Source organism: Priestia sp. P5 (genome assembly GCF_029522155.1).
Classification (GTDB): domain Bacteria; phylum Bacillota; class Bacilli; order Bacillales; family Bacillaceae_H; genus Priestia; species Priestia megaterium_E.
The window spans coordinates 2,917,512-2,942,635 of record NZ_JAKWFJ010000001.1; the positions used below are offsets into that span (position 1 = coordinate 2,917,512).

A 25,124-nucleotide genomic window follows, 5' to 3' on the forward strand; every position below is an offset into this window, starting at 1 on the left:
AAGCCACTAGAGACACTAGTGACTTTTTCATTTCTATTTATTCGATTGTGCTGCTGTATCAATACGTAGGTTTTCCCTATCGCTACAGCTTTTCACCTTAACTATAAAGATGACATTTTACTTTATGATGGCTGTCAATCACTGTATCTTCAGGTGTTTCTTTCATGCAGCGGTCAAATGCGAACGGGCATCTTTTATGAAACGCACAGCCTGAAGGTGGATTAAGAGGAGAAGGAATTTCACCTTTAACCTCAATTTTTTCGCGTTTTTCATGTTCGTGAATTGCCGGAACAGATGATAAAAGAAGTTTTGTGTAAGGATGACGAGGGTTTGAAAAAATCTCATCTGTTGGCCCTTCTTCTACTAATCTTCCTAAATACATCACGCCAACGCGATCTGCAATATGTCTTACGACGCTTAAATCGTGGGAGATAAAGAGATATGAAAGCTTCATTTCTCTTTGCAAACTGCGCAGTAAGTTTAAGATTTGTGCTTGAATGGATACGTCCAGCGCTGAAACCGGCTCATCACAAATGATAAGCTTTGGATTTAAAATCAATGAACGCGCAATGCCTATGCGCTGGCGCTGCCCCCCTGAAAATTCGTGCGGATAGCGGTTGTAATCTTCTTCGTTAAATCCAAGCTTTTTTAATAACTCAATGACAAGCTTCTTTCGTTCGCTTTTTACGCCTACATTATGAATTGTTAATGTTTCTTGAATGGAAGCACCAATTTTTTTTCTTGGATTAAGAGAAGTATGCGGATCTTGGAAAATCATTTGTAAATCTTTACGAATCGTTCGTAAGCGTGATGCTTTAGATTCGAAAATACTTTCTCCATTAAACTGTGCTTCTCCGCCCGTTGGTTCTACTAATTTTAAAAGCGTGCGCCCTGCTGTACTTTTCCCGCAGCCAGATTCACCTACTAATCCGTACGTTTCGCCTTCATAAATGTCAAAGGATACATCTTGAACCGCTTTGATTTGTCCCTTCGCTTTTCCTAAAGCAGAACGAACCGGATAGTATTTTTGCAGGTTGCGAACTTCAAGCAAGGGCTTCACGCTTTGCTGTTTTGCTTCACTAGACATACGCAACCTCTCCTTCTTGAATTTTTTCATAGTGCCAGCATCGAACGCGATGCGTCTCATCGGCATGCTCTAAAACAGGCACTTCTTTATGGCATTTTTCCGTTGCAAACGGGCATCTTGGTGCAAAACGACAGCCGTCTGGCACGTTTGAAAGCGGCGGAACCGTTCCTGGAATAGACGAAAGCTCTTGTGTTCTGTCGCCATCTAAGTGAGGAACCGACTTAATTAAGCCCATTGTATAAGGATGAAGCGGCTTTGAAAACAGCGTTTTAACGTCCGTTTCTTCCATCACTTGTCCTAAATACATCACGGCTACTTTTGTACAAATATTAGCGACAACTCCTAAGTCATGGGTGATGAACAGCACGCCCATGTTGAGCTTATCTTTTAAATCCATCATAAGGTCAAGGATTTGCGCTTGAATGGTTACGTCTAAAGCCGTTGTTGGCTCATCAGCAATAAGAAGCTTCGGCTCGCAGGCTAAAGCCATCGCAATCATAATGCGCTGCCTCATTCCTCCCGAGATTTCATGAGGATACTCTTTTGCTCGCTGTTCTGGAGACGGAATGCCAGTTAGTCTCAAAAGCTCTACGACTTTCTTTTGCGCTTCTTTTTTAGAGACTTTTTGATGCAGACGAATCACTTCAGCAATTTGTTTTCCAATTGGCATAACGGGATTTAATGACGACATGGGATCCTGGAAAATCATTGAGATTTCGTTTCCTCTTAGCTTTTGAATTTGCTTTGAAGACATGTCCAATAAGTTTTTTCCTTCAAACAAAATCTTACCATCGTAGCTTGTTAGGTCTTCATCTAATAGCTGAAGAATAGATTCGGACGTTACGCTTTTTCCAGATCCGGATTCACCGACAATGCCTAATACTTCTCCTTTATTTAATTGAAGAGATACATTGTCCACAGCCGTTACTTCTCCGCTATACGTTGTAAAAGTTACTTGTAAGTCTTCTAATTTTAAAAGGGCATTACTCAACGTTTTTTCCTCCTTTTCTTCATCATTACGTTTTTCGGATTTAACCAATCGCGCAGACCGTCACCAAATAAATTAAGACCGAGTACAATTAAAATGATGAATACACCCGGAAACACGGTCATCCACCATGCGTTGTAAATCGCAAGCTTTCCGTCATACAGCATATTTCCTAAGCTTGGCGTTGGCGCAGGAATTCCCGCTCCTAAAAAGCTTAGAGAAGCCTCTGTTAAAATCGTCACGGCAAACACGTATGTTACTTGAACGATTAAAGGTGATAAGACGTTTGGTGCCATATGAAAACAAATGATTCGAAGTGAGCTTGCTCCTTGAGCTTTTAGCGCTTCAATAAACGTTTTTTCTTTTACAACAAGCGCAGCTGAACGAACAATTCTCGCAATCGAAGGAATAAATACAAGGCTCAGTGCGATAATAACGTTGCTTGTTTTAGGTCCTAAAGCAGACATGATGGCAATTGCTAGTAAAATAGATGGAAAAGCAAACAAGCCGTCACAAATTCTCATTAAAATATAATCGAGAATTTTATAATAAGAAGATAAAAGTCCAACGATTAAACCAAGTACAGTAGCAATAATTGTTACTGCTGCTCCAATCATTAACGATATTCTGACGCCGTACATTGTCCGACTAAATACATCTCGTCCAAAGTTATCCGTTCCAAACCAGTGCGTGCTTGACGGCGGTGCTAATCGATTTGCAGGATCGATTTGTAAGCTGCCAAAAGGAGAAATGAGCGGAGCAAAAACAGCAATCAAAATAGATAATAAAATAAGTATCGCTCCTCTTACTAGCAAGCGATTTGAGAAAAAACGCGCTACCGCTAGGTTTCTTTTTTTCTTTGCAGTTACTGAAATGGTCTCTGTATTTTGTTGTGCGTTCACATTCATCACCCTCCTTTAATCATGATAAGAATTGCGTACACGCGGATCGATCACGGCATACAGCAAGTCAACAACTAAATTGATGACCACATAAGCAACCGTAATTAAAAGTACGGCTCCTTGAATAAGCGCGTAATCACGGCGTTCAATTGATGAAACAATCAGCTGACCTAACCCGGGGATGTTAAATAATGATTCTGTTACCGCCGCTCCGGTCACAAGTCCCGCAAATGATTCTCCGATAACTGTTAAAATCGGTAAAAAACTCACGCGCAGCGTGTGCTTAAGCATAATTGTACGTTCATTTAATCCTTTTGCTTTTGCCGTTTTAACAAAGTTTTCAGAAATGGTATCAAGTAAAGAGGAACGGGTCATACGCGTAATTAATGCAGCTTGAATCGCTCCAAGCGTAATCGTTGGTAAAACTAAGTACTTTAAATACTCAAATAATCCAGCATTTAACGGAACGTATCCTGAAACAGGAAAAATTCGAAGCTGTACCGCAAAAAGCAAAATAAGGAATGAACCGAGAAGAAAGCTAGGAATGGAAATACCTAAAAGGCTGGCTCCCATAATGCTTTCATCACGAATCGTTCCTTTATGTTTAGCTGCATATATACCAAATAGTAAAGCAAACGCCACGCCAAAAATTTGCGCGAGTATAGCTAGAGAAACCGTAGGACCTACATTATCCCAAATTGCCCCGAGCACAGGTTTATTTAAAAAGTAGGAATAGCCAAAATCTCCGTGAAAAATATTAGATAGCCAGATAAAGTATTGATTAATAACAGGTTCATCCAATCCCATTTCTTTGCTCAGCGCTGCAATTTGTTCCGGACTTGCGCCTTGTCCTAAAATGATTGCTGCGGGACTCCCAGGCGTTAAGCGCGTAATTAAGAACACAACAATAGATACAATGAATAAAACAGGAATTAGTGCAAAAAGTCTCTTAAGTGTATAAGCTCCCATCGTAAACTCCTTTCTAAAACAGAGAGCATAAGCTCCCTGTTTATTAGAATAATAAGATATTATTTTGTTAAACTCATATTGTAGAAAATTGGACCTAAATTATACTCATAGCCTTTTGCGTTGTTAGAAACAGCATTGATGTTCACTTTATGACCAATAAGCGTGAATGGAAGCTCGTCCCATACGTATTGTTGAATCGCATCAATGTCACCGCGAGCTTCTTTAACAGAAGGAGCAGCTTTAATTTTGTTTAAGTAGTCCATTGATTTTTCAACTGATGTACCTTTTGTAGTCCAGAATCCTTGGAAGATGGTAGAACGAGCATTCCAGTCAACAGGATAGATGTCCCATTGGCTTGTATCACTCATTTTATCGCTGAATGTCGCCCAGTCGTATACTTCTAATTTTACATTCATACCAATGTCTTTTAACTCTTGTTGAACCACAACAGCTGTATTGTATTGATCTTGGTAATCACGAGACGCCATTAAGCGAATTTCTTCTCCGTTATAACCAGATTTCTTCAAATATTCTTTTGCTTTTTTCTTATCATGCTGGTTATATTCTTCTTTTCCAGCTGTACTGTAGTAATTTGGATACTCTTTGTTCACAATGGATGAAGAAAGCTTGTAATAATCTGAGCTTCCGTAAGAACTGTCTAAGATATCTTTTGAGTTAAGAGCTGCGTTAACTGCTTTTCGTGCATTGATGTCTTTAAAGACGCCTTTATCTGCGTTGTAGAAAAGTCCCATAAATCCGCCTGGTGATGTTTCTACTTTTGCATTTTGGCTGCCTTCAACTTGTTTGGCATTATCACTTGATACAGATAGCGCAACGTCAAATTGTCCGGTTGTAATACCAGAAATCCTAGTTGACTCATCGCTTACGAAACTAATCTTAATTTCATCGACGTGAGGAGTTTTCTTAACTTCGCGGCCTTTCGAAGAATAATCTTTAAATTTCTCTAATAAAAGATATTGATTTTTCTTCCATTCTTTTACTTTATATGGACCTGTTCCTATGTAGTCTTTGATCCCTTCATCAGATGCATTATCAACCACTTCTTTTGGTAAAATAGCTGCTGCGGGGATTGGATCAGCTAATAAAGAAAGCGTGTTAACATTTGGCGATGGTAAATGAAGTTCTACCGTATAATCACCGGTTTTGGTCATTTCAGCACCAGAGAAGTTTGTTTTTCCAAGAGACGATAGCTTAATCCAGCGGTTAATAGAAGCGACAACGTCATCTGCAGTCATTTCTTTACCATTATGGAATTTAACCCCTTTTCTTAATTGGAACGTGTATGTTTTTTTATCGTCGCTAATATCTACTTTAGACGCTAAGTCAGGCTTAGGATTTCCTTTGTCGTCTAAAATCATTAGTCCTTCGTAGATACTGCGCGTTGCGTCTTTCACATCTGAGTCCCCAGTAATTTGAGCATCTAGCGTTGCTGGCTCACTTTGAGACGCGACGTTTAGCGTTCCGCCTTCTTTTCCTTCTTTTTCACTTGAAGAATTTTTGCTTGCGTTACCACTGCACCCTGCTACCATGAGGACAATGGTTAAAAGAGAGATGAAAAGTAAATAAGTCCTTTTCACTAAAATCACTCCTATTTCCTTGTATAAAATTTTAATCCGACTATAATAAGAAGAATAGTAGGAATGTGAACAATTGTAGCACTACCTTCTACCTTTGGCAATTAGTATTTTTAACATACAGAGGCTATTATACCATTTTCTATTAAATAAATATGGTATATATGTATAATAGTTGAACAAAAGAACCATTTATTTCTTATAGAGCAAGCAATTGAGAACACTTTATCAACGCAGTAAAAAAGAAAAAACATCTCAAGAAATGGTAATTTAACAAAAAAGGAGAAAACAACAGTGGGATTTTTAATTGGTATATCAGGAAGCATTATTGTCGATCAAGGAGGACCCTTTCCAGGCTATAAGCGAGCGTATGTAAATAACGACTATATCGAATCAACAGCGCTCAGCGGCGGAGTTCCTTTTGTCTTGCCAGTGTTAGAAGACGAAGAAATGATTAAAGCGCAGGCAGAAAGTATAGACGGGTTGATTTTATCAGGTGGACAAGACGTCAATCCCCTTTTATACGGTGAAGAACCGACAACTAAAACAGGTTCACCTTTTTTAGCACGAGATCAGTCTGAACAGCTATTGTTAAAGCATGTGATTGATCATGGAAAGCCGGTATTAGCAATTTGCCGCGGCTTACAAATTTTAAACGTTGCTTACGGCGGCACTCTTTATCAAGATATGTCAGACATTAAAGAGTCATTTATCAAACATGATCAATACAACAATACAAGCGACCCTTCTCATTCCATCATGATTAAAGACGGAACACGCCTGCATGACCTTTACGGTAATCAAGCTCTCATTAATTCATTTCACCACCAAGCGATTAAAGACGTAGCGCCAGGCTTTGAAGTTTCCGCATGGGCAAAAGACGGAGTCATTGAAGCCATTGAAAAACAAGGAAATCAATTTGTAGTCGGCGTCCAGTGGCATCCAGAAATGATGGCAAAAGAACATACTTCAATGCTAAACTTGTTCAAACTGTTTATGGAGCATGTGCAGCAGTCGGCTGTAAAAAAAGTCATCATTTGACGTTTTAATCTACTGCGTCACCAATACAAAAAGGCAGGCCGTTATAATGGCCTGCCTTTTTGTATTACCTGAAGATACGCATAGAAATCTACACAAATTTTCATCTATTAATAAAGAAGAAAAACAGCGCAAGCATCTTTAGTTTTTACAATAGTTCAATATACCCTTCTGTTCCATGTACGCGAATTCGCTGTCCGTCTTTTATCAGCCGAGTAGCATTCTCTACTCCGACAACCGCTGGCAATCCGTATTCACGTGCAATGACTGCTCCATGAGTCATCAGCCCGCCAACTTCCGTAACAAGCCCTTTTATCCCTACAAACAACGGGGTCCAGCTAGGGTCAGTAAAGGAAGTGACTAATATATCGCCTTCTGATAGATCAGCATTTTCCATGTTTAAAATGACGCGCGCGCGCCCTTCTATCACTCCTGCCGAAACCGGTAAACCTGCAATTGCCTGGGACGGGAGATTTTCTAGTTTGTAGGCACCTGTAATAATTTCGCCTTGAGACGTAATTACACGCGGCGGCGTTAGCTTTTCATATAATTTGTACTCTTCTTTTCGCTTGGTGATGATTTGATCATTCACTTTATGTGTGCGCACGACTTCTTGAAGTTCTTCAAACGTCAGATAGTATATATCTTCTGTTTCAGAAATAACACCGGCTTTTACAAGCTGAGCGGCTTCTTTCAGCAGAGCCTGTTTATAAACAAAATAACGGTTAATCATCCCGTATTTGGGATATTCACGATAACCGATAAAATTTCGGAGGAGATCAATTCTTTCTTTTGTTTCTTTTGCTTTTTGTTCGCCATCGGGCAATTGCTTTAATCGATTTAATAGCTCTTGCTCTTTTTTTAAGGCTTCCTGCAGGCCTTTTTCAAATTTTTGTTTGCTAGCGTTAGCCTCAAAGTTTTTAATATTACCAAGAATCACAGGAATAAGTGCAGCCGGCTTTTCGCTCCATCGAGTTTTCGTAATATCGATTTCGCCGGGACATCGCATTCCGTATTTGCTGAGATAATCATAGATAGCGTCTTGAGTTTTCTCTCCGCCTTCAAACTTAACCAGTTTCTCCAAAAAGTTATCATCTTTTCCATGTTTTAAATAATGAATGACTTCTGGATAAGGACGAATCACATCTGCGACATCCAATAGCGCCAGACCCATTTCTGAAGTAATATTGTTTGGTACAGATTGAGAAAGCACGTCTGCTGCGTTTTTTTCACCTAGCCACGTCTCCATTTTTTCATTGATCCATGATGAAGCATCCATAGCGGTCATAAACACAGCTGTACTTTGTGGATCAAATAAAATCTTCTTTAATATCCTGATATCTTCTGAAATAAAATCGACTAACTCCGACCCAGATTTCGTCTGGATGGTTTGCTTTAGCTCTTCTATTGATGCTTGATTCTTCTTGATCAAGTCAGAAACGATCGTCGAGTCGTTTTCGATTTGTGCCTTAGGCTTCGTAGGCGGCACGCTTTTATTGCTTTTACCGGAACTTTGATCATTTGGTAAAGGTTTTATAAAGTCTCCCCGCTCCATTATGCTTGTAAGTGCGTCTTTCATGAGCGGATCATGTTGTCCCATGGCACCTAACATCCTTTTTCTGCTGTCAGGGGAAGCCAGCATAGGCGTGACATCGACAAATAGCCTTCCACCGGCTGTACGCATAGGTGCATTAGTCGTTAACAGAAAAAAAGACAATCCCAGTGGTTTCATGGCATCGGTCATCATTTGTTGGTGTCCAACAGATACATACACGTGATTTTCTTGATCATCTGCTTCAGGAATTGGATATAAAGTAGTGATTGGACGACTTTGGACAATATAAAATGTATCATCAGCCAAGCACCACTCGATATCTTGAGGACAATCAAAATAAGCTTCAAGCTGTCTTCCAACGCGTTCTAGCTGTAAAATTTGAAAGTCAGTGAGCGCTTGCATTTTTTGCAGATCGAAATGAACTTCCTTCGTTTCTGTTCCCCCTTCTTTTAATCCATAAATAGCTACCTTTTTAGCTGCTATTTTTTTATCGACGATTTCTCCTTCTTTTACTTTATAGCAATCGGCAGAGACCAAACCTGACACCAGCGCTTCTCCAAGTTCAAAGCCCGCATCGATTGATAACAGATTTCGGTTAGAAGTAATTGGGTCAGCGGTAAATAAAATACCTGAAGCCTGCGGGAAAACCATTCGTTGAACAATAACCGATACGTGCACTTGACTATGGTCAAATCCATTTTTAATCCGGTAGGTTACCGCGCGATTTGTAAACAGGGAAGCCCAGCATTTGCTAATGTGCTCAAGGATGGCTTCTTTGCCTCTGATATTTAAATAGGTGTCATGCTGACCAGCAAAAGAAGCATGTGGCAGATCTTCAGCTGTCGCACTTGAACGAACTGCATAAGCATGCTCTTCCCCAAACTGAGAGAGAGAATGAATAACTGCTTTTATAACGTCAGAAGGAATTTTTATTTCCAGAATAATTTGGCGAATTTTTTCGCTAATTTCACCAATTTGATCTCGGTCAACAGCTTTTAGCATCGTCAGCTGGTTCAGTAACGCTTGAAACGTTTCATTTTGTTCAAGGGCTTTTTGATACCCGGCCGCTGTCACACAAAATCCTTCCGGTACTTGTATTCCTTGAATTTTTGATAACGCCCCTAAATTCAAGCCTTTTCCTCCAACAAGTGAAAGCTGTGTTTCTTCTATTTCTTGAAAGCTAAGAACTAAAGAGTTCATTCAACATCTCTCCTAACCGGTAATGTTTTATTGATTTTACCAGCAGTAAATGAGAATAAACAGTCTATATCGGCGTTTTTTTATGTGGTATAATTAAAGTAGGAGGAGAAATACACGCCTTTTTGTTTGCGTTTACATATTTGGAAGTTGTATAACTAACTTATCTAATTGATTTGTATCCTTTTTAAAGCAGATAAGCACACGCCTCATAACGCTGCTATTCTTCCCGCCTAGTTTGACCGCAAGAGAATTCTTTTCAATGTTTTTAATCATTTCATCTTCTCATACAGAATAAATTTCTTTTTCCCCCTTCTTTCAGCTAGTCACCTGAAGAGTCTAGCCCATCAAATGACTAACTCTCTTTTTTGCTATTTTGAAATCATAGCGTTACGAATGTATCTCTTAGCTCGTTTTCTAGCAAGTGTATAAATAATCACCTGCAGCACAAGCGCCGCAAGGCTTATCAGTACTACTTGTTCGACAGAATTAAAGGGCGAAAAATATTTCTCCCATTTAGAATCAGGCAGCCTTAATGCATTATAAAAATATGAAGTACTAAAAGAAATTATATTTCCTAAAATAAGTGATAAATCCGCTCTAATAAGCCCACTTACATAAGACAGTGCTAGTGTAACTATGGCCATGATTATATAGCTTACCTTTGAATCATCCTCAAAATCTTTTCGCATAGATAAATAAACATATGGAATGCAGTAAATGGTAAAAATTATAAAAGGAAGTAGTCTTCTCATATAGTAATCTCTCCAATAGTTAGGATTCGACATAGTTTTCTATTATTATAAATTACCGAAGAGAATTTTTTCCAGTTTTTTGTACGCAGAGAGTGTAGAAATACTTATATGTATCATCATCGTTTGTAGAATCATTCCTTAGGGCAAAGTAAAAAAGCACGCTTATGAGTGCTTTTTTACAGCGTATTTATTTAAACAGGACGTGTGTTTTAATCAAACATTTTCCGTTTACTGGTAACAATTACTTCTTTATTTTTCTCCTAAAATGGCTACAGGGCTAAATACCTCGTAATGAATACGTTCGTTTGGTATATCCCATCTATGTAGTGCTTTAAGAATAGCTTCCATAAACGGAATGGATCCGCAGAAATAAAAGACAGCTTCTTTTGAAGGAACAACGGATTGTAACAATTCTAAATCAATATAACCCTCTTTATCAAAATCAGTGCCAAGTCGATCCCCTTCATTAGGCGAGCTATAACAGATGAAGGAGGTAACATTTTCGTTATTTCTATTTAGTTGAGCCACATGTTCTTTAAAAGCATGCGTTTTCCCATTAATACTTGCATGAAGAAAGGTAACCTTACGTGTAGGTTGTTTTTCTACAATGGTATTCAGCATACTAAGCAAAGGTGTAATACCTATACCTCCACTAATTAGCACAACGGGAAGTTCACTGTGATCAAGTACAAAATCTCCAGCGGGAGCTGAGAACTTAAGAGTATCTCCTGTCTGAACTTGTTTATGTAAATAGTTTGACACGATTCCTGCTGAAGCACCGTCATGTGCATCTTCTCGTTTTACACTGATTCGATAATAATCCTTTCCAGGGGCTTCAGAAAGGCTATAGTGACGAATATGCGTGTACTTTTCTCCCCGAACATTTGCTGCTAAAGAGGAAGCTTTTAATTTCATACACAAAATCTTCTTTTCGGTAAGTTTCTTCTACTATACATTGACCTTTTCTAAAGTACTCTCATATTGCTTTACTAATTTATAAAATGTTGTCTTTTTTACATTCGCTTCTTTCATAGCTTGTACAGCTGTAATTTCTTTTTTCTTCCATCGATTATAAGCTTCAATGAACTCTTCGTTGACTTGAGCTTTGGGTCGTCCAAAAGAAATTCCCTTAGTCACCGCAGCATCAATTCCCTCTCGCTGGCGCTTGCGAATACGATCTCGTTCTTCTTGAGCCATCCAAGATAAAATTTGAAGAACTAAATCGGCAATGAAGGTTCCTAAACTATCCTTATACTGAGTCGTATCTAACAACGGCATATCCAAGACGACAATGTCCGCCTCAACCTCTTTTGTGATCGCATTCCACTCTTGTAAGATTTCTTCTTTATTACGACCGAAACGATCTAAAGAATGAATATAAAGAATATCACCTTTACGAATCATTCGTTTTAGTAATTGATACTGTTCTCTATTAAAATTTTTTCCACTTTGTTTGTCGATAAAAATATCACGAGGAGAAATACCCACTTTTTGCATGGAGTGAAGTTGGCGCCCTTCATTTTGATCTCGACTGCTTACACGTATATATCCAAATCTTCTATTTTCCATTTTTATACTCCTTTTACGTTTCTCTTCCTTTTATTTTACCAAAGACGTTCGTAAAAGTTTATGAATTTCGGAAGACGTTCGTAATTTATTTTGAAACTTAAACGAACAATAAAAATGATAGATTTTATATACCAAATATAAGTCCGTAAAGGTATACTTTTACGGACTTTTAATGTGATTCTATTCTAAAATGCTAAAGAAATGAAGTTAAGGATTTTCTTTGAATTATTGAAATTACTTTAACTTAAACTAAAAGGTTAATTAATACTTTTTATGAATTAATTTACTTTTAATCAGTTTTTAACTATATTTTAATACTTCATTATAGTTACTGGATTATAATGGAATCACCAAAGTGATTATCCTTCTCTTAACTTGCTTTTTATCTAAAGCAAGTCTTTTTATTTATCAGATTTAAACTAGTTACACCGTATTAACCTATTTCATTAGTCATAGCACTATATTTTACACGATATTAAATAGTTGGGATAAAAGAAATAACAAGCTTGGTTACATAGTCCTCTTAAAGCCATAATTTGTTCATTAGGTAAAAAATTCACTATTTTTATCAAGAAAAACACCAGCTATATGTTTTGAATATGAAGAAAAACGCCCTGTGAAGGAATTAACTTTGGTTTTACATATATGAATGACTCAATGCAAGTTTCAGTAATCTAGAAGCTTTCGTTTTTTTATTATTATTGATTTTTGAAAACTCGCTTTCCAAAATCAGTTACCTTAATGTGACTTATAGGAACCCAATCCCCTTTTACCAAAGAGTGCTTATAACATGGGATATTTAATAAACTACATTTCTATATACAACCTAAAAGTTAATAACATAAATACTGATAAAGAATGGAAGTAGGAGAGGATATTCTTGACTAATAATCATCCGTATTTAGATGAGAAAGTTATGACTATAAAAATCGTTACTGAAATGACAGGTTTATCAGAAAGACAAGTTCGTTATTATGAAACTCGAGAGCTTATTTTCCCAAAACGAAACTCTTCAGGTACCCGAATGTATTCCTTTTCCGATATTGAAAGATTAATGGACATTGCAGAAAAAATTGAAGATGGTGTTCGAACACGAGAAATGCGTAAAGACTTTTCTTAGAGAAGGTATTATAATATCCAAAATAAACAGCAGCCTCATCCCCAAGGGCATTGGAGTGAGGTTGCTGTTTAAGGTAATTCTATAACTGTATATATCTGTATATATAAGGTACGTTTGATACGCATATTTCCTTTCAAAAAAAGAAATTCTAAATTAAAAAGAAATAAAAGGAAGTTTAAATATGTCAATGAAAAACAAGTGGTTATTTAATGGTGTAATGGTATTATTCTCTTGGATATCAATATCTTTTTTGGACTGGCGAAGTATAAAAAGATTTTTCCCGGCTTTTATCTTTGTGTTTTTAATAAATTGTATTGATGTTCCTATTGGAAAGAAATTTAAATGGTGGTCTTTTTATAATAAACCAAATTCCTTTATTTATAATGAAAATTGGTCCAATGCTTGCAGTTGCTTTATGGTCATTAAAATGGACATACGGAAATTTCAAAAAGTTTATTATTCTAAATGCCCTTTTCCAAATATCTTTTTCATTTTTAGCTAAAACTTTATTTACAAAGATAAAATTATTTAAATTAGTTCGATTTAATGCATTTCAATTCTTCCTTTATTTCTTTTACAAGGCTTTTCTCTTATATGGATTTCAATACATTTATGAAAGTAAAAGAAGATTACCATAATCCATTAAAAGTTAGAAGTAAATGTGGTTATTCCAATCAAAAAGGTACACTCTAACTGAGTGCACCTTTTGTTTTATGAATTATATATTTCTCTGTTTAGATTCACAACATCCTTATGTGAGAATTCAACATCCTTTTCTTGCGTAAAATTTTCTATTACTTTGTCGCGTAGTAATGGTGCTTTTTCTTTATTTGCTTTTTTCAACGCTTTCGTGAGTTCATCTCTCGTTAGCTCTGTGCAGTAAGCAGGAGTTCCTGGCTGTTGTCTCCAAGAGTCACTTAAAGAACCACTGTCTACTAAATCGAAGCCTAGCTCGTTTACTACGTCCATGACTACTTGTTTTTGTGCTGAGTCATTACCAGCAACTGCCATCGCAATTCGTCCACTAGAATCTTCGCATGTTCCTTCATTTTCTAAAGTATAGGCTAATAAGTTGTTGAAAGCTTTAATGACAGGTCTACCTAATTGATTTGAAACCCAAACACTTTCAACCATTCCGTTCTCGATTTCTTCAATTTTATCGTCTCTAAAAGGATAGTAATTTGAAGTATCTACAATGATTACTTCCTCCCCGACTTGATTGATAATGTTCCGAATGCTTGGTATTGCTTTTGTAGGAAGAGATATTATAAGAACTTCAATATCTTTAATTGCATCCTCTACGGGCACAGGAGTTCCAGCAAGTTCTTTTCCTTCTAAATGTTCAATTCCCCTTGCATCTGCAATTTTGATATTATGGCCGTTCTTAACTAATTTTTCAGAAATAATGGATCCAATTGATCCTGCGCCTATAATTCCAAATCTCATTACAATTCCTCCTCAAGAATTTATATATAAAAGAATTATTCTGCTTAAAGTTACACAATCGTATGGTTATCAAACCATAAACATATATTCATTAGAAATTAAAAATGTATTGAGTATCTTTGTTACATATACTAGAATAAAATCATTTCTCACTTTTTTAAAGTAGGCAATAAAAATTGCCGTAGTACATTTTTTTGTACTTAAGGGTAGAAAGCAGGTGAAAAGATGTCAAGAATATGCAAGGATGGATTTGATGAAGAGTGGATAAGGGAAGAAAGAGAAGTATATGGCATAGCTTATACCCAAAATATACTTTCAGGACGCTGGAAGTATATTATCCTTTGGTTCTTAAAAACAAAAGAACGTCGTTATAGTGAAATTAAAGCTTTTTTATGGGATATTTCACAAGGTTCTCTGACCAAACAGTTAAGAGAACTAGAAACAGATGGACTAATTAAACGAGAGGTTTTTCCTGAGGTACCTCCACGTGTAGAATATTCCTTAACAACTAAAGGGCGTGAATTTATCCCGATACTTGATATGATGGAGAACTTCGGGAAAAAATTCGGGGAGAAACCTGAGTAGAGTAATAAGCAGGAGTTAAATAATTTATTTAATAAAAAAGGGTTCATTTCTCTTTTTAGCTATAAGAATGAGCCCTTTTTATTAAAAAACTTTTAAGATTACAAGCACTAAATTCTAAGCAGGAGATAACGTTAACTTACAGCTTGTTTATTTTTAAATGCTATTTCTAGTTCAATTTCTTCTAACGTTCGACCTTTTGTCTCAGGAACATATTTCATAACAAAGAGGAAAGCAAAAACTCCAATAACTGCATATGTTAAGAAAAGGACTCCTACTCCAACAGCCTCTACAAGTACTGGGAATGACATCGAGATGACGATATTTGAAAGCCATAAAGCTGTACTTGCTACCCCCATTGCTATGCCACGCACATTCATAGGGAAGATTTCACCAAGAATGACCCATACGACCATACCCCAACTTGCTGAATAGGCTACAATAAACAAGGAAAGGCAAGTAAGTAACAACCATACCGGCACTTCAACCCAGACCATTCCAACTCCCAGTGTACCCAGCGCAATTGTCATACCGATGTTTCCAATTAACAATAGCTTTTTACGGCCAATTTTATCAATAAGGAGCATTCCAAGAATCGTAAACAATATATTAAAAACTCCAATACCTATTGTTCCTGCAATCGCTGCTGTAGAACCGAATCCAGCTGTACTTAGAATCGTTGGTGTATAGTAGATAATTGTATTGGTTCCGATGATCTGTTGAAATACAGCAATGCCGATTCCAATAAATAAAATAGAACGTAATCCAGGTGCAAAGAGCAGCTTTAAATTTACCTTTTTTTCAGCCTTTACCTGCATAATACTTCTTATTTCTTCTTCTACTTGGTGTGAATACCTTGTTAGAGATAGCACTTTACGTGCTTCATCTTCACCTACATTCTGCCAAAGCCATCTTGGGCTTTCAGGCATAAAGAACATTCCTAGCATCAATAAAACAGAGGGAATAACGGCTAATCCTAGCATCCAATGCCAGTTTTCTGAAGCTGCAAACATGTAGTTTACAAGGTAGGCCATAAAAATGCCAAGAGCATTCATAATCGTGTTTAACGAAGAGACCTTACCGCGAATATTTGCTGGAGCCATTTCAGCTAAGTATAGAGGAACAATACCTGAAGCTCCTCCAACTGCTATTCCCAGTTCAATACGAAACGCAATTAAAGTATGTACATTAGGAGAAATAGCTGTTCCAATTGCGCCAATCGTAAATAGTACACCTAGGATAATGATTGTTTTCTTTCTTCCATATTTATCGGCTACAGGTCCACTAAAAGCTGCGCCTATAAGGGCCCCAATTAAAACGCCACTTACCACTAACCCCTCAAGAAAAGGTGTTAGCCCCATGTCTTTCTTTATAAAAAGAAGAGCACCTGAAATAACCCCTGTATCATAACCAAATAAAAGCCCACCTAAAGCACCAAAACAATAAATTACCCACCTATACATTTTTTGTTTATTCATGGTCCACCCATCCGCCCCTTTAGTTGAATCTTTTTTAGCAAAGAAATACTATTTAGAGTTGTTTTACAGGTATGAAGTTATTTTGTAAGAACGATAAACTTTCTTCGGCGAACGTATAAATCTTATTCATGTTGGCTCCTTTATTCGCTTGAAAAGGATTTGAACCGGGAGCTGTTGCTTCTACTACAACATATCCGTCAAAGTTTATCCTTTTTATCCCTGAGATAAATGGCTTAAAGTCGATGAGTCCACGCCCCATACTTCTTCGATTGCTATCAGCTACATGAAGAATGTGCAGGTTATCCTGTGCATCTAAAAAAGGAAATTCAAGATCTCGCTCTTCAATGTTCATATGGTAGGAATCCAACAACATTTTCACTTTAGGGTGATTAACTTCTCTCACAAATTTTATAGCCTCGGTTCCTGTATTAACAATGCAACTCTCATATCTGTTTAAAGGCTCTATTACAAGAGTAATATTTAATTCCTCTGCTTTTTTCGTTAATTTTTGTACAGAATCAATCGCCCATTTCCAGTCCTCTCCATCCGCGCCCATTGGAGCCGTTTTTCCAACCGCAGAAGGACAAACAACTAAATATTCTGCTCCTACCTCCTTAACAGCTTCGATTTGCCTTTCAAAGTATGAGACTGCTTTTTTTCGGTTATCTTCGCTTCGATTGGCTAAATCTTGTTCTTCGTTTGGCCAACCAGTATCACCTGTCAAACCACTTATTTCTAGATCTAAATTTCTCGCTAATTGTTTAATATCGCGCCAGTTATAGTCATCTACTGCAGCTCTAATTTCTATTGCGTCATACCCAGTTTTTGCAACAAACTCCATTGTCTTTTCTAAAGGAATATCTCCAAAAGTCCAACTACAAATTGAAAATTTCATTTCTATTCTCCTTTTTACACATTTGATTTATTTTAGAAGTGATACATTTCAGGAATCTAAACCTAAAAAGAAGAATCAAATCCATAATGATATCGCTTTCTTTTTAGGTCAGATAAAATAGGAATTTTGTAATTGAGATAGTTTAATTAAATCAACTGTACACTTTCCTTCATTTTCACTGGTGCATTTGTCTTAACAGATTCAATACAAGCAAGTGCAATTGAAAGAGCTCTGCGAGCATCTTTACCTGTTACATAAGGGGTACTCTCATTACGCACACATTCTACAAAAGAAGTGAGTTCTGAGACATAAGCATCATGTAATAATTCAGTGTCTCTTCGGTATGTATCGCTACTTATTCCTTCCGCAGTGTAGCGAATCGTATTTGTTTGTTGAACACCTCCAGCTGTCACCATTCCAGCTGAACCAAATACTTCACCGCGAACATCATATCCATAAACTGCTTGGAAATTTGCTTCAGCTGTTGCAATTGCTCCGTTATCAAAACGGATGTTAACAACCGCAGTATCAAGGAGACCTTTATCTTTAAAATCTGGACGTACAAGTGCATCAGCTACTGCATAAACTTCAATCGGTTCTGCACCTGGATTTAAATAGAGCAGAGCATCAAAATCATGAATGAGCGTTTCTAAGAATATCGTCCATTCTGGAATTGGAGTAGGATCCCCTAATCCCGGATCACGTGTCAATGATCTCAATAACTGTGGAGTTCCAATTTTACCTTCTACAATATCGTTATAAGCAGCTCTAAAATCTGAAGCAAAACGACGATTAAAGCCTACTTGTAAGGGAACGTTTGCTTCCTCTGCTGCCAATATGGCTCTATCTGCTTCTTCTAGGGTAATTGCCATTGGTTTTTCACAGAAAACTGCTTTCCCTGCATTAGCAGCAGCTACAACAAGATCTGCATGTGAACGAGCAGGAGCTGCAATAACTACTGCATCAATATGTGGATCTTGGAACATTTCCTTTGGATCTGTATATGCCTTTGACACTCCGAGTTCTTTTGCAAGTCTTTCAGTAGCTCCTGAAACTGGATCAGCAATCGCGTTAAGCTTTGCCCCATAGATTTTACGAGCCACTGTTCTTCCATGAAAACTTCCCATACGCCCTGCACCAACCAGACCAATTCTAACTTCTTTCATCTTTCTTCCCCCTTAAGACTAAATAAAGTTACTATCTTCTTGCTATTCTTTTTTTGTAGCGCTTTCATATTTTGGTTTAACCTACCATGTTATGATTAGCAAGCTAACAAAAAAGGAAAGCTCTTTCCTTGATAATGAGTTTATCCTCTAGTTTTTTTATTGTCAATAATTTTTTAAAAATTTAAATAATAACATGATTCTATACCTTATGACTGGTTTTCTAGATTAAATGTCTTTCCTAAGCATCTTAACAATAGTAAAATAACTGTATGTTTTTTATAAGTGTTAGTAAAATCCATACAAGTACTTCTGAAAATAAGGAAAGTTCTTTCCTTTCGGAATTTCCTTAAAATCAATAAGTAGTTACCATGATAGATTAATAAAGTTAAGAGGAAAGCTTTAAATGGATTGTCCATAAATAACTATATTTTTTGCGTAGAATGAATTTTATTATATAGAATAATTAGCAATATTTTACCTATATCAAACGAAGATTTTAGAGAAGCGTAAAGACATATAGTGAATAGATTAATACGTTGTTAGTTGAATTAATGAAGCACAAGACCATCTCTAACAAGTTAAATTCGCTATAGATATTTTAGAAGATATATAAATGTTCTTATGATTTAAGATTATTGATTTTCTTCTTTTTAAAAAAGATAGCAAAAAAGGCTACACAGCTTCAAAGCAAGATGTGTAGCCTTTTTTACTTCTAAAAATTGATTATTCAATACATAAATATCTAACTTTAAGCTTTAATAACGGTATTAATTACTACAAGGTTTAATTATCTTATTTACATTCATGTATTCGTTTTATTATGAGAGGTAGATGCACGAACCACTAATTTTGGAGATAAAACGATTCGTTGCTTCGTCTCCTTCGAATCTTCAATCTCCTCTATCAATAGTTCAACAACCTTCTTACTCATTTCATGAATAGGTTGAGCTATAGTAGTTAAAGGAGGATCACAAATTGTCGATAGGACCGTGTCGTCAAACCCAATAATTGATAGATCTTGCGGAACTTTTATCTTAAGTTCACGCGCACCTTGTATTGCTCCAATCGCAAGAAATTCGGTTGAGGCAAAAATAGCTGTCGGGGGAATAGACAAATGTAGAAGTTCACGTGTAGACTGCTTTCCTTCATCAAGTGAAGTATTATTGAGAGACACTAAACTTTCCTCATATGGCAATCCTGCTTTCTCGAGAGCTTGCTTATATCCCTCAAATCTTGCTCCTATCGTTGGAAACTTAATGTCTTCAGTAATCATTGCAATTCTTTTATGTCCTAAACTTATTAAGTATTCTGTAGCCTCATACCCTCCCAGAAAATCATCTACTAATACTGCATCCACAGCAAGCGAAGATACATCCCTCGAAAGTAATGCAACTGGAATGTCAGCCTTAAGGAGCTCCTTAATGGCTTTATCCTCTTTTAATCCGGTAGCAATTATAATACCATCTATATACTTTTGTTTTAATATAGAGATGTATTCGATCTCATTTTTTAAATCATTGTCCGTACTACAAATCATTAAACTAAAACCGAACTTCTTAACATGATTTTCAATACCCCTTGCTATCTCTGCCATGAAAGGATTTGCAATATTAGGTATCAAAAGCCCAATAGTTTGAATACGCTTTTTGACGGACGCTACCACACTAGGTTGATAGTCTAATTGGTGCATGGTATCCCTAACCTTTTTTCTGGTTTTCTCTGCAATACTCCCTGTATTATTTAATACTTTAGAAACGGTTGAAATGGATACACCAGCTTCTTTTGCTACATCATATATTGTTGGTTTCATTCCCTTTCCCTCTTTTCTCTTAACACATCATACATTTATTTTAACTTATTTTAATTATAGGCGAAATGATTACCAAATTAAGTTTATTACTTGTAATAGTCTTTTTTATCTTTAGGTATTAATACTTATTCGTATGTGATACAAACCTAATAAACATAATATTAATTTTAAGCTGAAGAATATCTTTGTATATGTAAGCAGAAATGCTAATTTATATAAAAAATATTAGAACAAAGAGCGTAAACCCTTCTTTATTTATTGGGTTTACGCTCTTTGTTTACCTTTAAATATTGTTTTATGAAAAATAAATATATTACTTTAATGTAAGTCAGTTCTATTCCAGCTATCATTAAAAAGTGATCAATAATCCGTAATCTCGTGTATTTTACGCAAATTGTAAAAGTTTATTTTTTAGCAAACCCTTGTTTGTTTAAATAATTAAGCATAAAAGGCAGTTTACTTCTTTCAAGATGATCCTCAATATGATCTTTCCATCCCTTTACTTTCTTTACTGTGAAAGGAGCTTTAACAGGACGATCCTGGTAATACTCACGCATCTGTTGGTCATAAATTTCTAATTTTTCTTCATCTAATGGTTGATACTGATTGTCAAACATGACCATTGATTGAGGCAAACGTGGTTTTAGTCCAGGTTTCTCTCCTGCCGGATGGCCTATGCATAGCCCTACTAGAGGAACCACATACTTTGGCAAATTTAATACCTCGGTTAATTCTGCAATATTAGCTCTTACTCCACCGATATAGACACCACCGAGTCCCATTGATTCGGCTGCAGTTAAGGCGTTTTGAGCCATGAGCCCAGCATCAAATGAACCTATCAAAAGGTATTCAATATAGTCCAGGTCTACTTTGGGAGCTATTTGATGATTTCGGTTAAAATCTGCACAAAAAATCCAAAACTCTGCTGCCTCTTCAATATACGGTTGATTGACAGAGAGTTGCATCACTTGTTTTCGAAGATCTGGATTTGTAACCCTAATGATAGAAACGGCCTGTAGAAGGCTGAAAGATGAAGTTTGATTAGCTGCCTTAAAGATTGCATCTCGTTGTTCCTCTGTCAAAGGTTGATCTGTAAAAGAACGAATAGAGGTATGATTAGAAAGTAATTCAATTGTATTATTCATAATGATATTCTTCCTTTCTTTCCTAAATATTAAATTTACATCTAATTTTGTTATGATTATCGATTTGAATTGGGACTATTTTCAAAGAAATCACTTGCATAGACAATGATAAAATCATTACTCTTATTTATGAAGAGGGCAATTTTTATTGCCCTAGTACGATTTTTTGTACTTAACAGTAGTAAAAGGAGCTAAAGACGTCTAATTTATGTAGAGATGATTTTTCAAGAGACTTCATAGATGGATGACACGACGTATGGTCATACTCGCTAACTTCAAAAGAGTTTTATTTGTCTCTGTTATTGGAATACCGTAAGGAAATATAGGTTTATAGCGTTAAGAAATTCCTATCAAAACGTCCGTAAAAGTACACTTTTATGAACTCACTATTTTCCATAAGTTCGTGAATCAAAATATGTATTAAGTATAAAAACATAACTATTTAAACCCTAAAACCCTCATTCTATGCTCTTAATCGGCTTTTACAGGAACAATTATTGTTATACGGTAAAAATCCAGTTATTGTTAAACAAAGACTTACAAGTTAGAGGGATAGGTGACTACATAATTGCAAAGATATAGATATAACAGTACTTTAAGGAAGGCTTTACTTGTAGATATAGAGGCAGCAAGAGAACTTATGGTTAAAGTAGGATTAGAAGAAGGATTTACTAGCCATAATACAATTCTAATCAGTCAATTAATTGATGAATTGTTGAATGAATTAAAGAAGATTACTTCAACTGATTAGTTTTTGTTCTTAATATACCAAAAGTAAAAGCAACCTCATTTTTGTCATAGGAGTGAGGTTGCTTTTTAGGATTCACACTCGTTGAAGAATGAATGCCATAACCATCAAATTGTATCATAATTTTCCAATTCATTTATATTTTTCTTGCTGCTGCATATGTATAAAAGGAGCTCTTTTTATACATTCTCGTTTCTTTCAACTACCTAAAGAACGTAGTCATATCAACGATGTATAAAAAGACGCATACTCAAGCAAAAGAATCCTTAGCTGAACCCTACTGCCGCAAGGGTTCTTTTGCTTGCTTGGTTCCGGAAAGAGACTTTATGTTAACTAGCTCTGCATATGATATTCATGTTATTAAATATAATAATATGGTAAAATGTTACATATAAAATGAGATTCTTGTTTAGGAAGAAGGTGTTTTCTTAATGTTGAAAGTATTGTTGGTATGTATCTTAAGTTGCTTGATTATTTATGTAGGGCAGCTTGTATGGAGGAAAGGAAGAACTACTTTTATTGCTGGATATGGAAAGATGTTTACACCTAAGAATGAAAAGCAGCTTGCTAAAGGATTTGGGATTATTATTATGTTATTTGGCTTAGAATCTATTATATTTCCTATTCTCTCTCTATTTTTTGATGGACTTGGAATTTATTATGGATTTCTAGTTGTGTTAAACTTCATTGCTTTATTTGGAGTCATGATAAAGGATCAGGTACAAGGAGAGGCTTAAACGAAATAAAGGGCATGGGAGAGTTTATATTCTCAGGCCCTTTATTTGTGCCGATAAAATGTTTTATGTTAACTATAAGGCAAAAAAGCTATCTTTGATGAAGATAGCTTTTTCTACTGATAAATATTAGATTGTAAGTGGAGTCTTAAAAGACTCCTCAAGTAGTTTGCTCATATTATATACAGCTTATGTATTAAAAAAGCTTACCTGGTTTGTCAGAGGTAGACTTTTCTTAAAAACTGTATCTGTGTATAAATAATATGGCTCAATATTGATCTTTTATTTATGATGAAAAATCAATATTTCCTTTTTAGAGGATTTCCTAATTTTTTATATTATTTCGGAATTTACTTAAATCAGGGGGCGGTAAATGCTTATCTTGATTTAGCGCAAAGATAACTTCCATTTCTTTATCTGTTAATTCAAAATCAAAAATCAACCAATTCTCTATTATTCGTTTTTCATTAAATGACTTTGGAATTGTCACTACATTACCTTGAATATTCCAGCGTAGAATAACTTGAGCAACTGATTTCTTATACTTAAGTGCTATTTCTTTTAAAACTTCATGTTCATTTAACTGGCCCCTCATCAATGGAGACCATGCTTCCATTTGAATTCCATGCTTTATACAATATTCTCTAAGTTCTGGACGAGTCAAGTTAGGATGATATTCTACCTGATTAACCATGGGCTTAACATCTGCTTGATTCATTAACTCCTCTAAATGATTAATCTGAAAATTACTTACGCCGATAGCTCTTACTTTCTTTTCTTTATATAATGTCTCAAGAGCCTTCCAAGTCTCCAAAGATTTTCCTTCAATAGGCCAGTGTATTAAATATAGATCGATATAATCCATCTTTAAAAGCTCTAAACTCTTTTCAAAAGCTTTCAATGTTGATTCATAGCCTTGATCGGTATTAGCTACTTTGGTAGCTATAAAGATATCTTCTCGTTTAATTTCAGATTCTTTGACTGCTCTTCCAACTTGTTCCTCATTTGCATATGCAGATGCAGTATCTATACTTCTATAACCGTTTTTGATAGCGAACTTTATCGCTTCTGTCGCATCTTCTCTCGCTTCAGTCCATACTCCTAATCCAATCCAGGGCATTCTCACTCCGTTATATAGAATTGTCTCATTGGTACCCATACAATCTTCTCCTTTTACTTAGAGTCCAGATTATAGCTATAATATCTTTTGCTATTCTTTATAAATAAATTCACAAATTCCATTTCCTAAGCACACCTAAATTGACCACTAACTAATTGGAATAATTAGTTAGTGGATATGTCTTAATCAGGATTAATCTTTTTATTATGTCCCAATCATAAATTATTACGGTCTATTTTATAAATCACTTTAATATCTTTTCAATGTTATTTAAATCATCCTTGGTTAACAATACATCACTTGCTTTAGCATTTGTTATTATCTGGTCACTTCGCTTTCCTCCTGGAATTACAGCATCAACACCATCTTGAGCTAATAACCATGCTAATGATAGATTTGCAACAGTTGTTTCCTTAGTTGTAGCAATGTTTTTCAATTGTTCCACTTTCTCTAACACTTTATCAAAATTTTCTTTTTCAAATAGTGGATTAGATTGTCTCCAGTCTCCTTCTGTTAACTGAAAATCTTTCGTATATTTCCCTCCAAGTAGCCCAAATGCAAGAGGTCCATAAGGGATAAATGAAATATTATTTTCTCTTGAGTAAGGAAGTAAGTCTTCTTCCGCAGAGCGTTCTAACATATTATAAGCTGATTGCAAGACGGAAATGTCACCGTGTGTATTGGCCTCTTTTAATTGATCCAGTGATACATTAGAAATACCAATTGCTTTAATTTTACCTTCTTGTTTTAGTTTAGATAATTCTCCTATAGCTTCCACTAATGGGGTTTTATTATCTGGAAAGTGAAGATAATATAGATCTACATAATCCATTTTTAAGCGACTTAAACTATTTTCTAAAGCTTGACGTAAATAAGCTGGACTATTATCTACCTCTACCCTGCCATCTTCAAACCAACGTCTTGCTCCTTTTGTAGCTAGGATAAACTTATCTCTATTATAATTTGACAGCACTTCACCTACTAATTCTTCTGAACGACCCATTCCATAAATATCAGCTGTATCAATAAATGTTATGCCAAGGTCAATTGCTGCTGCTACCAATTCCTTGCCAGATTCTTCATTTAAATTATTAAATAGGTTATGTCCGCCTACTGCATTTGTTCCAAGACCGATTTCTGAAACAGTTATATCTGTATTTTTTAATTTTCTAAATTTCATAAAATCATTCCTTTCAAAATGTTTATCCGTTAATTTTTGAGAAAT

21 protein-coding genes and 1 pseudogene are annotated in these 25,124 nt (G+C 35.9%); 5 read left to right on the top strand and 17 right to left on the bottom strand.

Features of this window, described 5'->3' with window-relative positions:
• Positions 1-97: 97 nt before the first annotated feature.
• The 5 genes from MMB69_RS15495 to MMB69_RS15515 are packed head-to-tail and all read right to left on the bottom strand — an operon-like array spanning position 98 to position 5,544.
• Positions 98-1,087 carry an ABC transporter ATP-binding protein gene (locus tag MMB69_RS15495; protein WP_269870946.1) on the bottom strand — a complete coding sequence of 330 codons (990 nt, stop codon included), beginning with the start codon at positions 1,085-1,087 and terminating at the stop codon, positions 98-100.
• On the bottom strand, positions 1,080-2,078 hold the full coding sequence (locus MMB69_RS15500) for an ABC transporter ATP-binding protein (RefSeq protein ID WP_014460576.1): 999 nt from the start codon (positions 2,076-2,078) through the stop codon (positions 1,080-1,082). Before MMB69_RS15500 ends, MMB69_RS15495 begins: the two co-directional genes overlap by 8 nt.
• A complete protein-coding gene (locus MMB69_RS15505; protein ID WP_277447963.1) occupies positions 2,075-2,983 on the bottom strand; it encodes an ABC transporter permease in 909 nt (302 codons plus the stop codon). Before MMB69_RS15505 ends, MMB69_RS15500 begins: the two co-directional genes overlap by 4 nt.
• A gap of 9 nt (positions 2,984-2,992) precedes the next feature.
• Positions 2,993-3,946 (bottom strand): ABC transporter permease, encoded by a 954-nt coding sequence (locus MMB69_RS15510; RefSeq protein WP_050691645.1) that lies wholly within the window; start codon positions 3,944-3,946, stop codon positions 2,993-2,995.
• Between the two features lie 59 nt (positions 3,947-4,005).
• Positions 4,006-5,544 (bottom strand): ABC transporter substrate-binding protein, encoded by a 1,539-nt coding sequence (locus MMB69_RS15515; RefSeq protein ID WP_098331561.1) that lies wholly within the window; start codon positions 5,542-5,544, stop codon positions 4,006-4,008.
• A gap of 291 nt (positions 5,545-5,835) precedes the next feature.
• Between MMB69_RS15515 and MMB69_RS15520 the strand changes: the two genes are divergently transcribed.
• Entirely contained in the window at positions 5,836-6,582 is a 747-nt protein-coding gene (locus MMB69_RS15520) for a gamma-glutamyl-gamma-aminobutyrate hydrolase family protein (RefSeq protein ID WP_277447964.1), read from the top strand.
• Positions 6,583-6,727: 145 nt separating this feature from the next.
• Here MMB69_RS15520 and ppsA read toward each other — a convergent pair whose 3' ends face one another.
• The 4 genes from ppsA to MMB69_RS15540 all read right to left on the bottom strand — a co-directional run bounded on the left by ppsA (position 6,728) and on the right by MMB69_RS15540 (position 11,655).
• Positions 6,728-9,334, bottom strand: coding sequence for a phosphoenolpyruvate synthase (gene ppsA, locus MMB69_RS15525; RefSeq protein ID WP_277447965.1), 2,607 nt, complete (start codon positions 9,332-9,334; stop codon positions 6,728-6,730).
• A 368-nt stretch (positions 9,335-9,702) separates the two neighbouring features.
• A complete protein-coding gene (locus tag MMB69_RS15530) occupies positions 9,703-10,086 on the bottom strand; it encodes a hypothetical protein (protein ID WP_277447966.1) in 384 nt (127 codons plus the stop codon).
• Between the two features lie 249 nt (positions 10,087-10,335).
• Positions 10,336-11,001 carry an FAD-binding oxidoreductase gene (locus MMB69_RS15535; protein ID WP_221782577.1) on the bottom strand — a complete coding sequence of 222 codons (666 nt, stop codon included), beginning with the start codon at positions 10,999-11,001 and terminating at the stop codon, positions 10,336-10,338.
• Between the two features lie 33 nt (positions 11,002-11,034).
• On the bottom strand, positions 11,035-11,655 hold the full coding sequence (locus MMB69_RS15540; RefSeq protein WP_221782575.1) for a recombinase family protein: 621 nt from the start codon (positions 11,653-11,655) through the stop codon (positions 11,035-11,037).
• Between the two features lie 916 nt (positions 11,656-12,571).
• Between MMB69_RS15540 and MMB69_RS15545 the strand changes: the two are divergent.
• Positions 12,572-12,766: pseudogene (locus MMB69_RS15545) on the top strand (MerR family transcriptional regulator); the annotation flags it as partial.
• A 720-nt stretch (positions 12,767-13,486) separates the two neighbouring features.
• Here MMB69_RS15545 and MMB69_RS15550 read toward each other — a convergent pair.
• The gene (locus tag MMB69_RS15550; protein ID WP_221782573.1) at positions 13,487-14,221 is read right to left on the bottom strand and encodes an NADPH-dependent F420 reductase; all 735 of its coding nucleotides are present in this window, start codon (positions 14,219-14,221) and stop codon (positions 13,487-13,489) included.
• Between the two features lie 225 nt (positions 14,222-14,446).
• Between MMB69_RS15550 and MMB69_RS15555 the strand changes: the two genes are divergently transcribed.
• Complete coding sequence (locus tag MMB69_RS15555; RefSeq protein WP_098383275.1) at positions 14,447-14,806, top strand: winged helix-turn-helix transcriptional regulator; 360 nt, start codon at positions 14,447-14,449, stop codon at positions 14,804-14,806.
• Between the two features lie 131 nt (positions 14,807-14,937).
• Here MMB69_RS15555 and MMB69_RS15560 read toward each other — a convergent pair whose 3' ends face one another.
• The 5 genes from MMB69_RS15560 to nfsA form a co-directional block, all read right to left on the bottom strand.
• Positions 14,938-16,281, bottom strand: coding sequence for a sugar porter family MFS transporter (locus tag MMB69_RS15560; protein WP_098383276.1), 1,344 nt, complete (start codon positions 16,279-16,281; stop codon positions 14,938-14,940).
• 52 nt (positions 16,282-16,333) lie between these two features.
• Positions 16,334-17,176 carry a sugar phosphate isomerase/epimerase family protein gene (locus MMB69_RS15565; RefSeq protein WP_221782571.1) on the bottom strand — a complete coding sequence of 281 codons (843 nt, stop codon included), beginning with the start codon at positions 17,174-17,176 and terminating at the stop codon, positions 16,334-16,336.
• A 146-nt stretch (positions 17,177-17,322) separates the two neighbouring features.
• Positions 17,323-18,342, bottom strand: a complete 1,020-nt coding sequence (locus MMB69_RS15570) for a Gfo/Idh/MocA family oxidoreductase (RefSeq protein ID WP_221782569.1) — start codon at positions 18,340-18,342, stop codon at positions 17,323-17,325.
• Between the two features lie 802 nt (positions 18,343-19,144).
• Complete coding sequence (locus tag MMB69_RS15575) at positions 19,145-20,152, bottom strand: LacI family DNA-binding transcriptional regulator (RefSeq protein WP_098383279.1); 1,008 nt, start codon at positions 20,150-20,152, stop codon at positions 19,145-19,147.
• Between the two features lie 404 nt (positions 20,153-20,556).
• Positions 20,557-21,297 carry an oxygen-insensitive NADPH nitroreductase gene (nfsA, locus tag MMB69_RS15580; RefSeq protein ID WP_098383280.1) on the bottom strand — a complete coding sequence of 247 codons (741 nt, stop codon included), beginning with the start codon at positions 21,295-21,297 and terminating at the stop codon, positions 20,557-20,559.
• A gap of 568 nt (positions 21,298-21,865) precedes the next feature.
• Between nfsA and MMB69_RS15585 the strand changes: the two genes are divergently transcribed.
• A complete protein-coding gene (locus MMB69_RS15585) occupies positions 21,866-22,048 on the top strand; it encodes an aspartyl-phosphate phosphatase Spo0E family protein (RefSeq protein ID WP_221782565.1) in 183 nt (60 codons plus the stop codon).
• A 428-nt stretch (positions 22,049-22,476) separates the two neighbouring features.
• A complete protein-coding gene (locus MMB69_RS15590) occupies positions 22,477-22,782 on the top strand; it encodes a hypothetical protein (RefSeq protein ID WP_221782563.1) in 306 nt (101 codons plus the stop codon).
• A gap of 322 nt (positions 22,783-23,104) precedes the next feature.
• Here MMB69_RS15590 and MMB69_RS15595 read toward each other — a convergent pair whose 3' ends face one another.
• A complete protein-coding gene (locus MMB69_RS15595) occupies positions 23,105-23,938 on the bottom strand; it encodes an aldo/keto reductase (protein WP_221782561.1) in 834 nt (277 codons plus the stop codon).
• A gap of 205 nt (positions 23,939-24,143) precedes the next feature.
• On the bottom strand, positions 24,144-25,079 hold the full coding sequence (locus MMB69_RS15600) for an aldo/keto reductase (RefSeq protein ID WP_221782559.1): 936 nt from the start codon (positions 25,077-25,079) through the stop codon (positions 24,144-24,146).
• Between the last annotated feature and the right edge of the window lie 45 nt (positions 25,080-25,124).

What these genes read in the sequence shown, in the direction of transcription:
- MMB69_RS15595 (WP_221782561.1), bottom strand. Translation starts at nt 23,938, where the DNA reads ATGGGTACCAATGAGACAATTCTATATAACGGAGTGAGAATGCCCTGG.
- MMB69_RS15600 (WP_221782559.1), bottom strand. Translation starts at nt 25,079, where the DNA reads ATGAAATTTAGAAAATTAAAAAATACAGATATAACTGTTTCAGAAATC.
- MMB69_RS15550 (WP_221782573.1), bottom strand. Translation starts at nt 14,221, where the DNA reads ATGAGATTTGGAATTATAGGCGCAGGATCAATTGGATCCATTATTTCT.
- MMB69_RS15495 (WP_269870946.1), bottom strand. Translation starts at nt 1,087, where the DNA reads ATGTCTAGTGAAGCAAAACAGCAAAGCGTGAAGCCCTTGCTTGAAGTT.
- MMB69_RS15560 (WP_098383276.1), bottom strand. Translation starts at nt 16,281, where the DNA reads ATGAATAAACAAAAAATGTATAGGTGGGTAATTTATTGTTTTGGTGCT.
- MMB69_RS15590 (WP_221782563.1), top strand. Translation starts at nt 22,477, where the DNA reads ATGTTGAAAGTATTGTTGGTATGTATCTTAAGTTGCTTGATTATTTAT.
- MMB69_RS15535 (WP_221782577.1), bottom strand. Translation starts at nt 11,001, where the DNA reads ATGAAATTAAAAGCTTCCTCTTTAGCAGCAAATGTTCGGGGAGAAAAG.
- nfsA (WP_098383280.1), bottom strand. Translation starts at nt 21,297, where the DNA reads ATGAATAATACAATTGAATTACTTTCTAATCATACCTCTATTCGTTCT.
- MMB69_RS15575 (WP_098383279.1), bottom strand. Translation starts at nt 20,152, where the DNA reads ATGAAACCAACAATATATGATGTAGCAAAAGAAGCTGGTGTATCCATT.
- MMB69_RS15540 (WP_221782575.1), bottom strand. Translation starts at nt 11,655, where the DNA reads ATGGAAAATAGAAGATTTGGATATATACGTGTAAGCAGTCGAGATCAA.
- ppsA (WP_277447965.1), bottom strand. Translation starts at nt 9,334, where the DNA reads ATGAACTCTTTAGTTCTTAGCTTTCAAGAAATAGAAGAAACACAGCTT.
- MMB69_RS15530 (WP_277447966.1), bottom strand. Translation starts at nt 10,086, where the DNA reads ATGAGAAGACTACTTCCTTTTATAATTTTTACCATTTACTGCATTCCA.
- MMB69_RS15565 (WP_221782571.1), bottom strand. Translation starts at nt 17,176, where the DNA reads ATGAAATTTTCAATTTGTAGTTGGACTTTTGGAGATATTCCTTTAGAA.
- MMB69_RS15555 (WP_098383275.1), top strand. Translation starts at nt 14,447, where the DNA reads ATGTCAAGAATATGCAAGGATGGATTTGATGAAGAGTGGATAAGGGAA.
- MMB69_RS15570 (WP_221782569.1), bottom strand. Translation starts at nt 18,342, where the DNA reads ATGAAAGAAGTTAGAATTGGTCTGGTTGGTGCAGGGCGTATGGGAAGT.
- MMB69_RS15510 (WP_050691645.1), bottom strand. Translation starts at nt 3,946, where the DNA reads ATGGGAGCTTATACACTTAAGAGACTTTTTGCACTAATTCCTGTTTTA.
- MMB69_RS15505 (WP_277447963.1), bottom strand. Translation starts at nt 2,983, where the DNA reads ATGAATGTGAACGCACAACAAAATACAGAGACCATTTCAGTAACTGCA.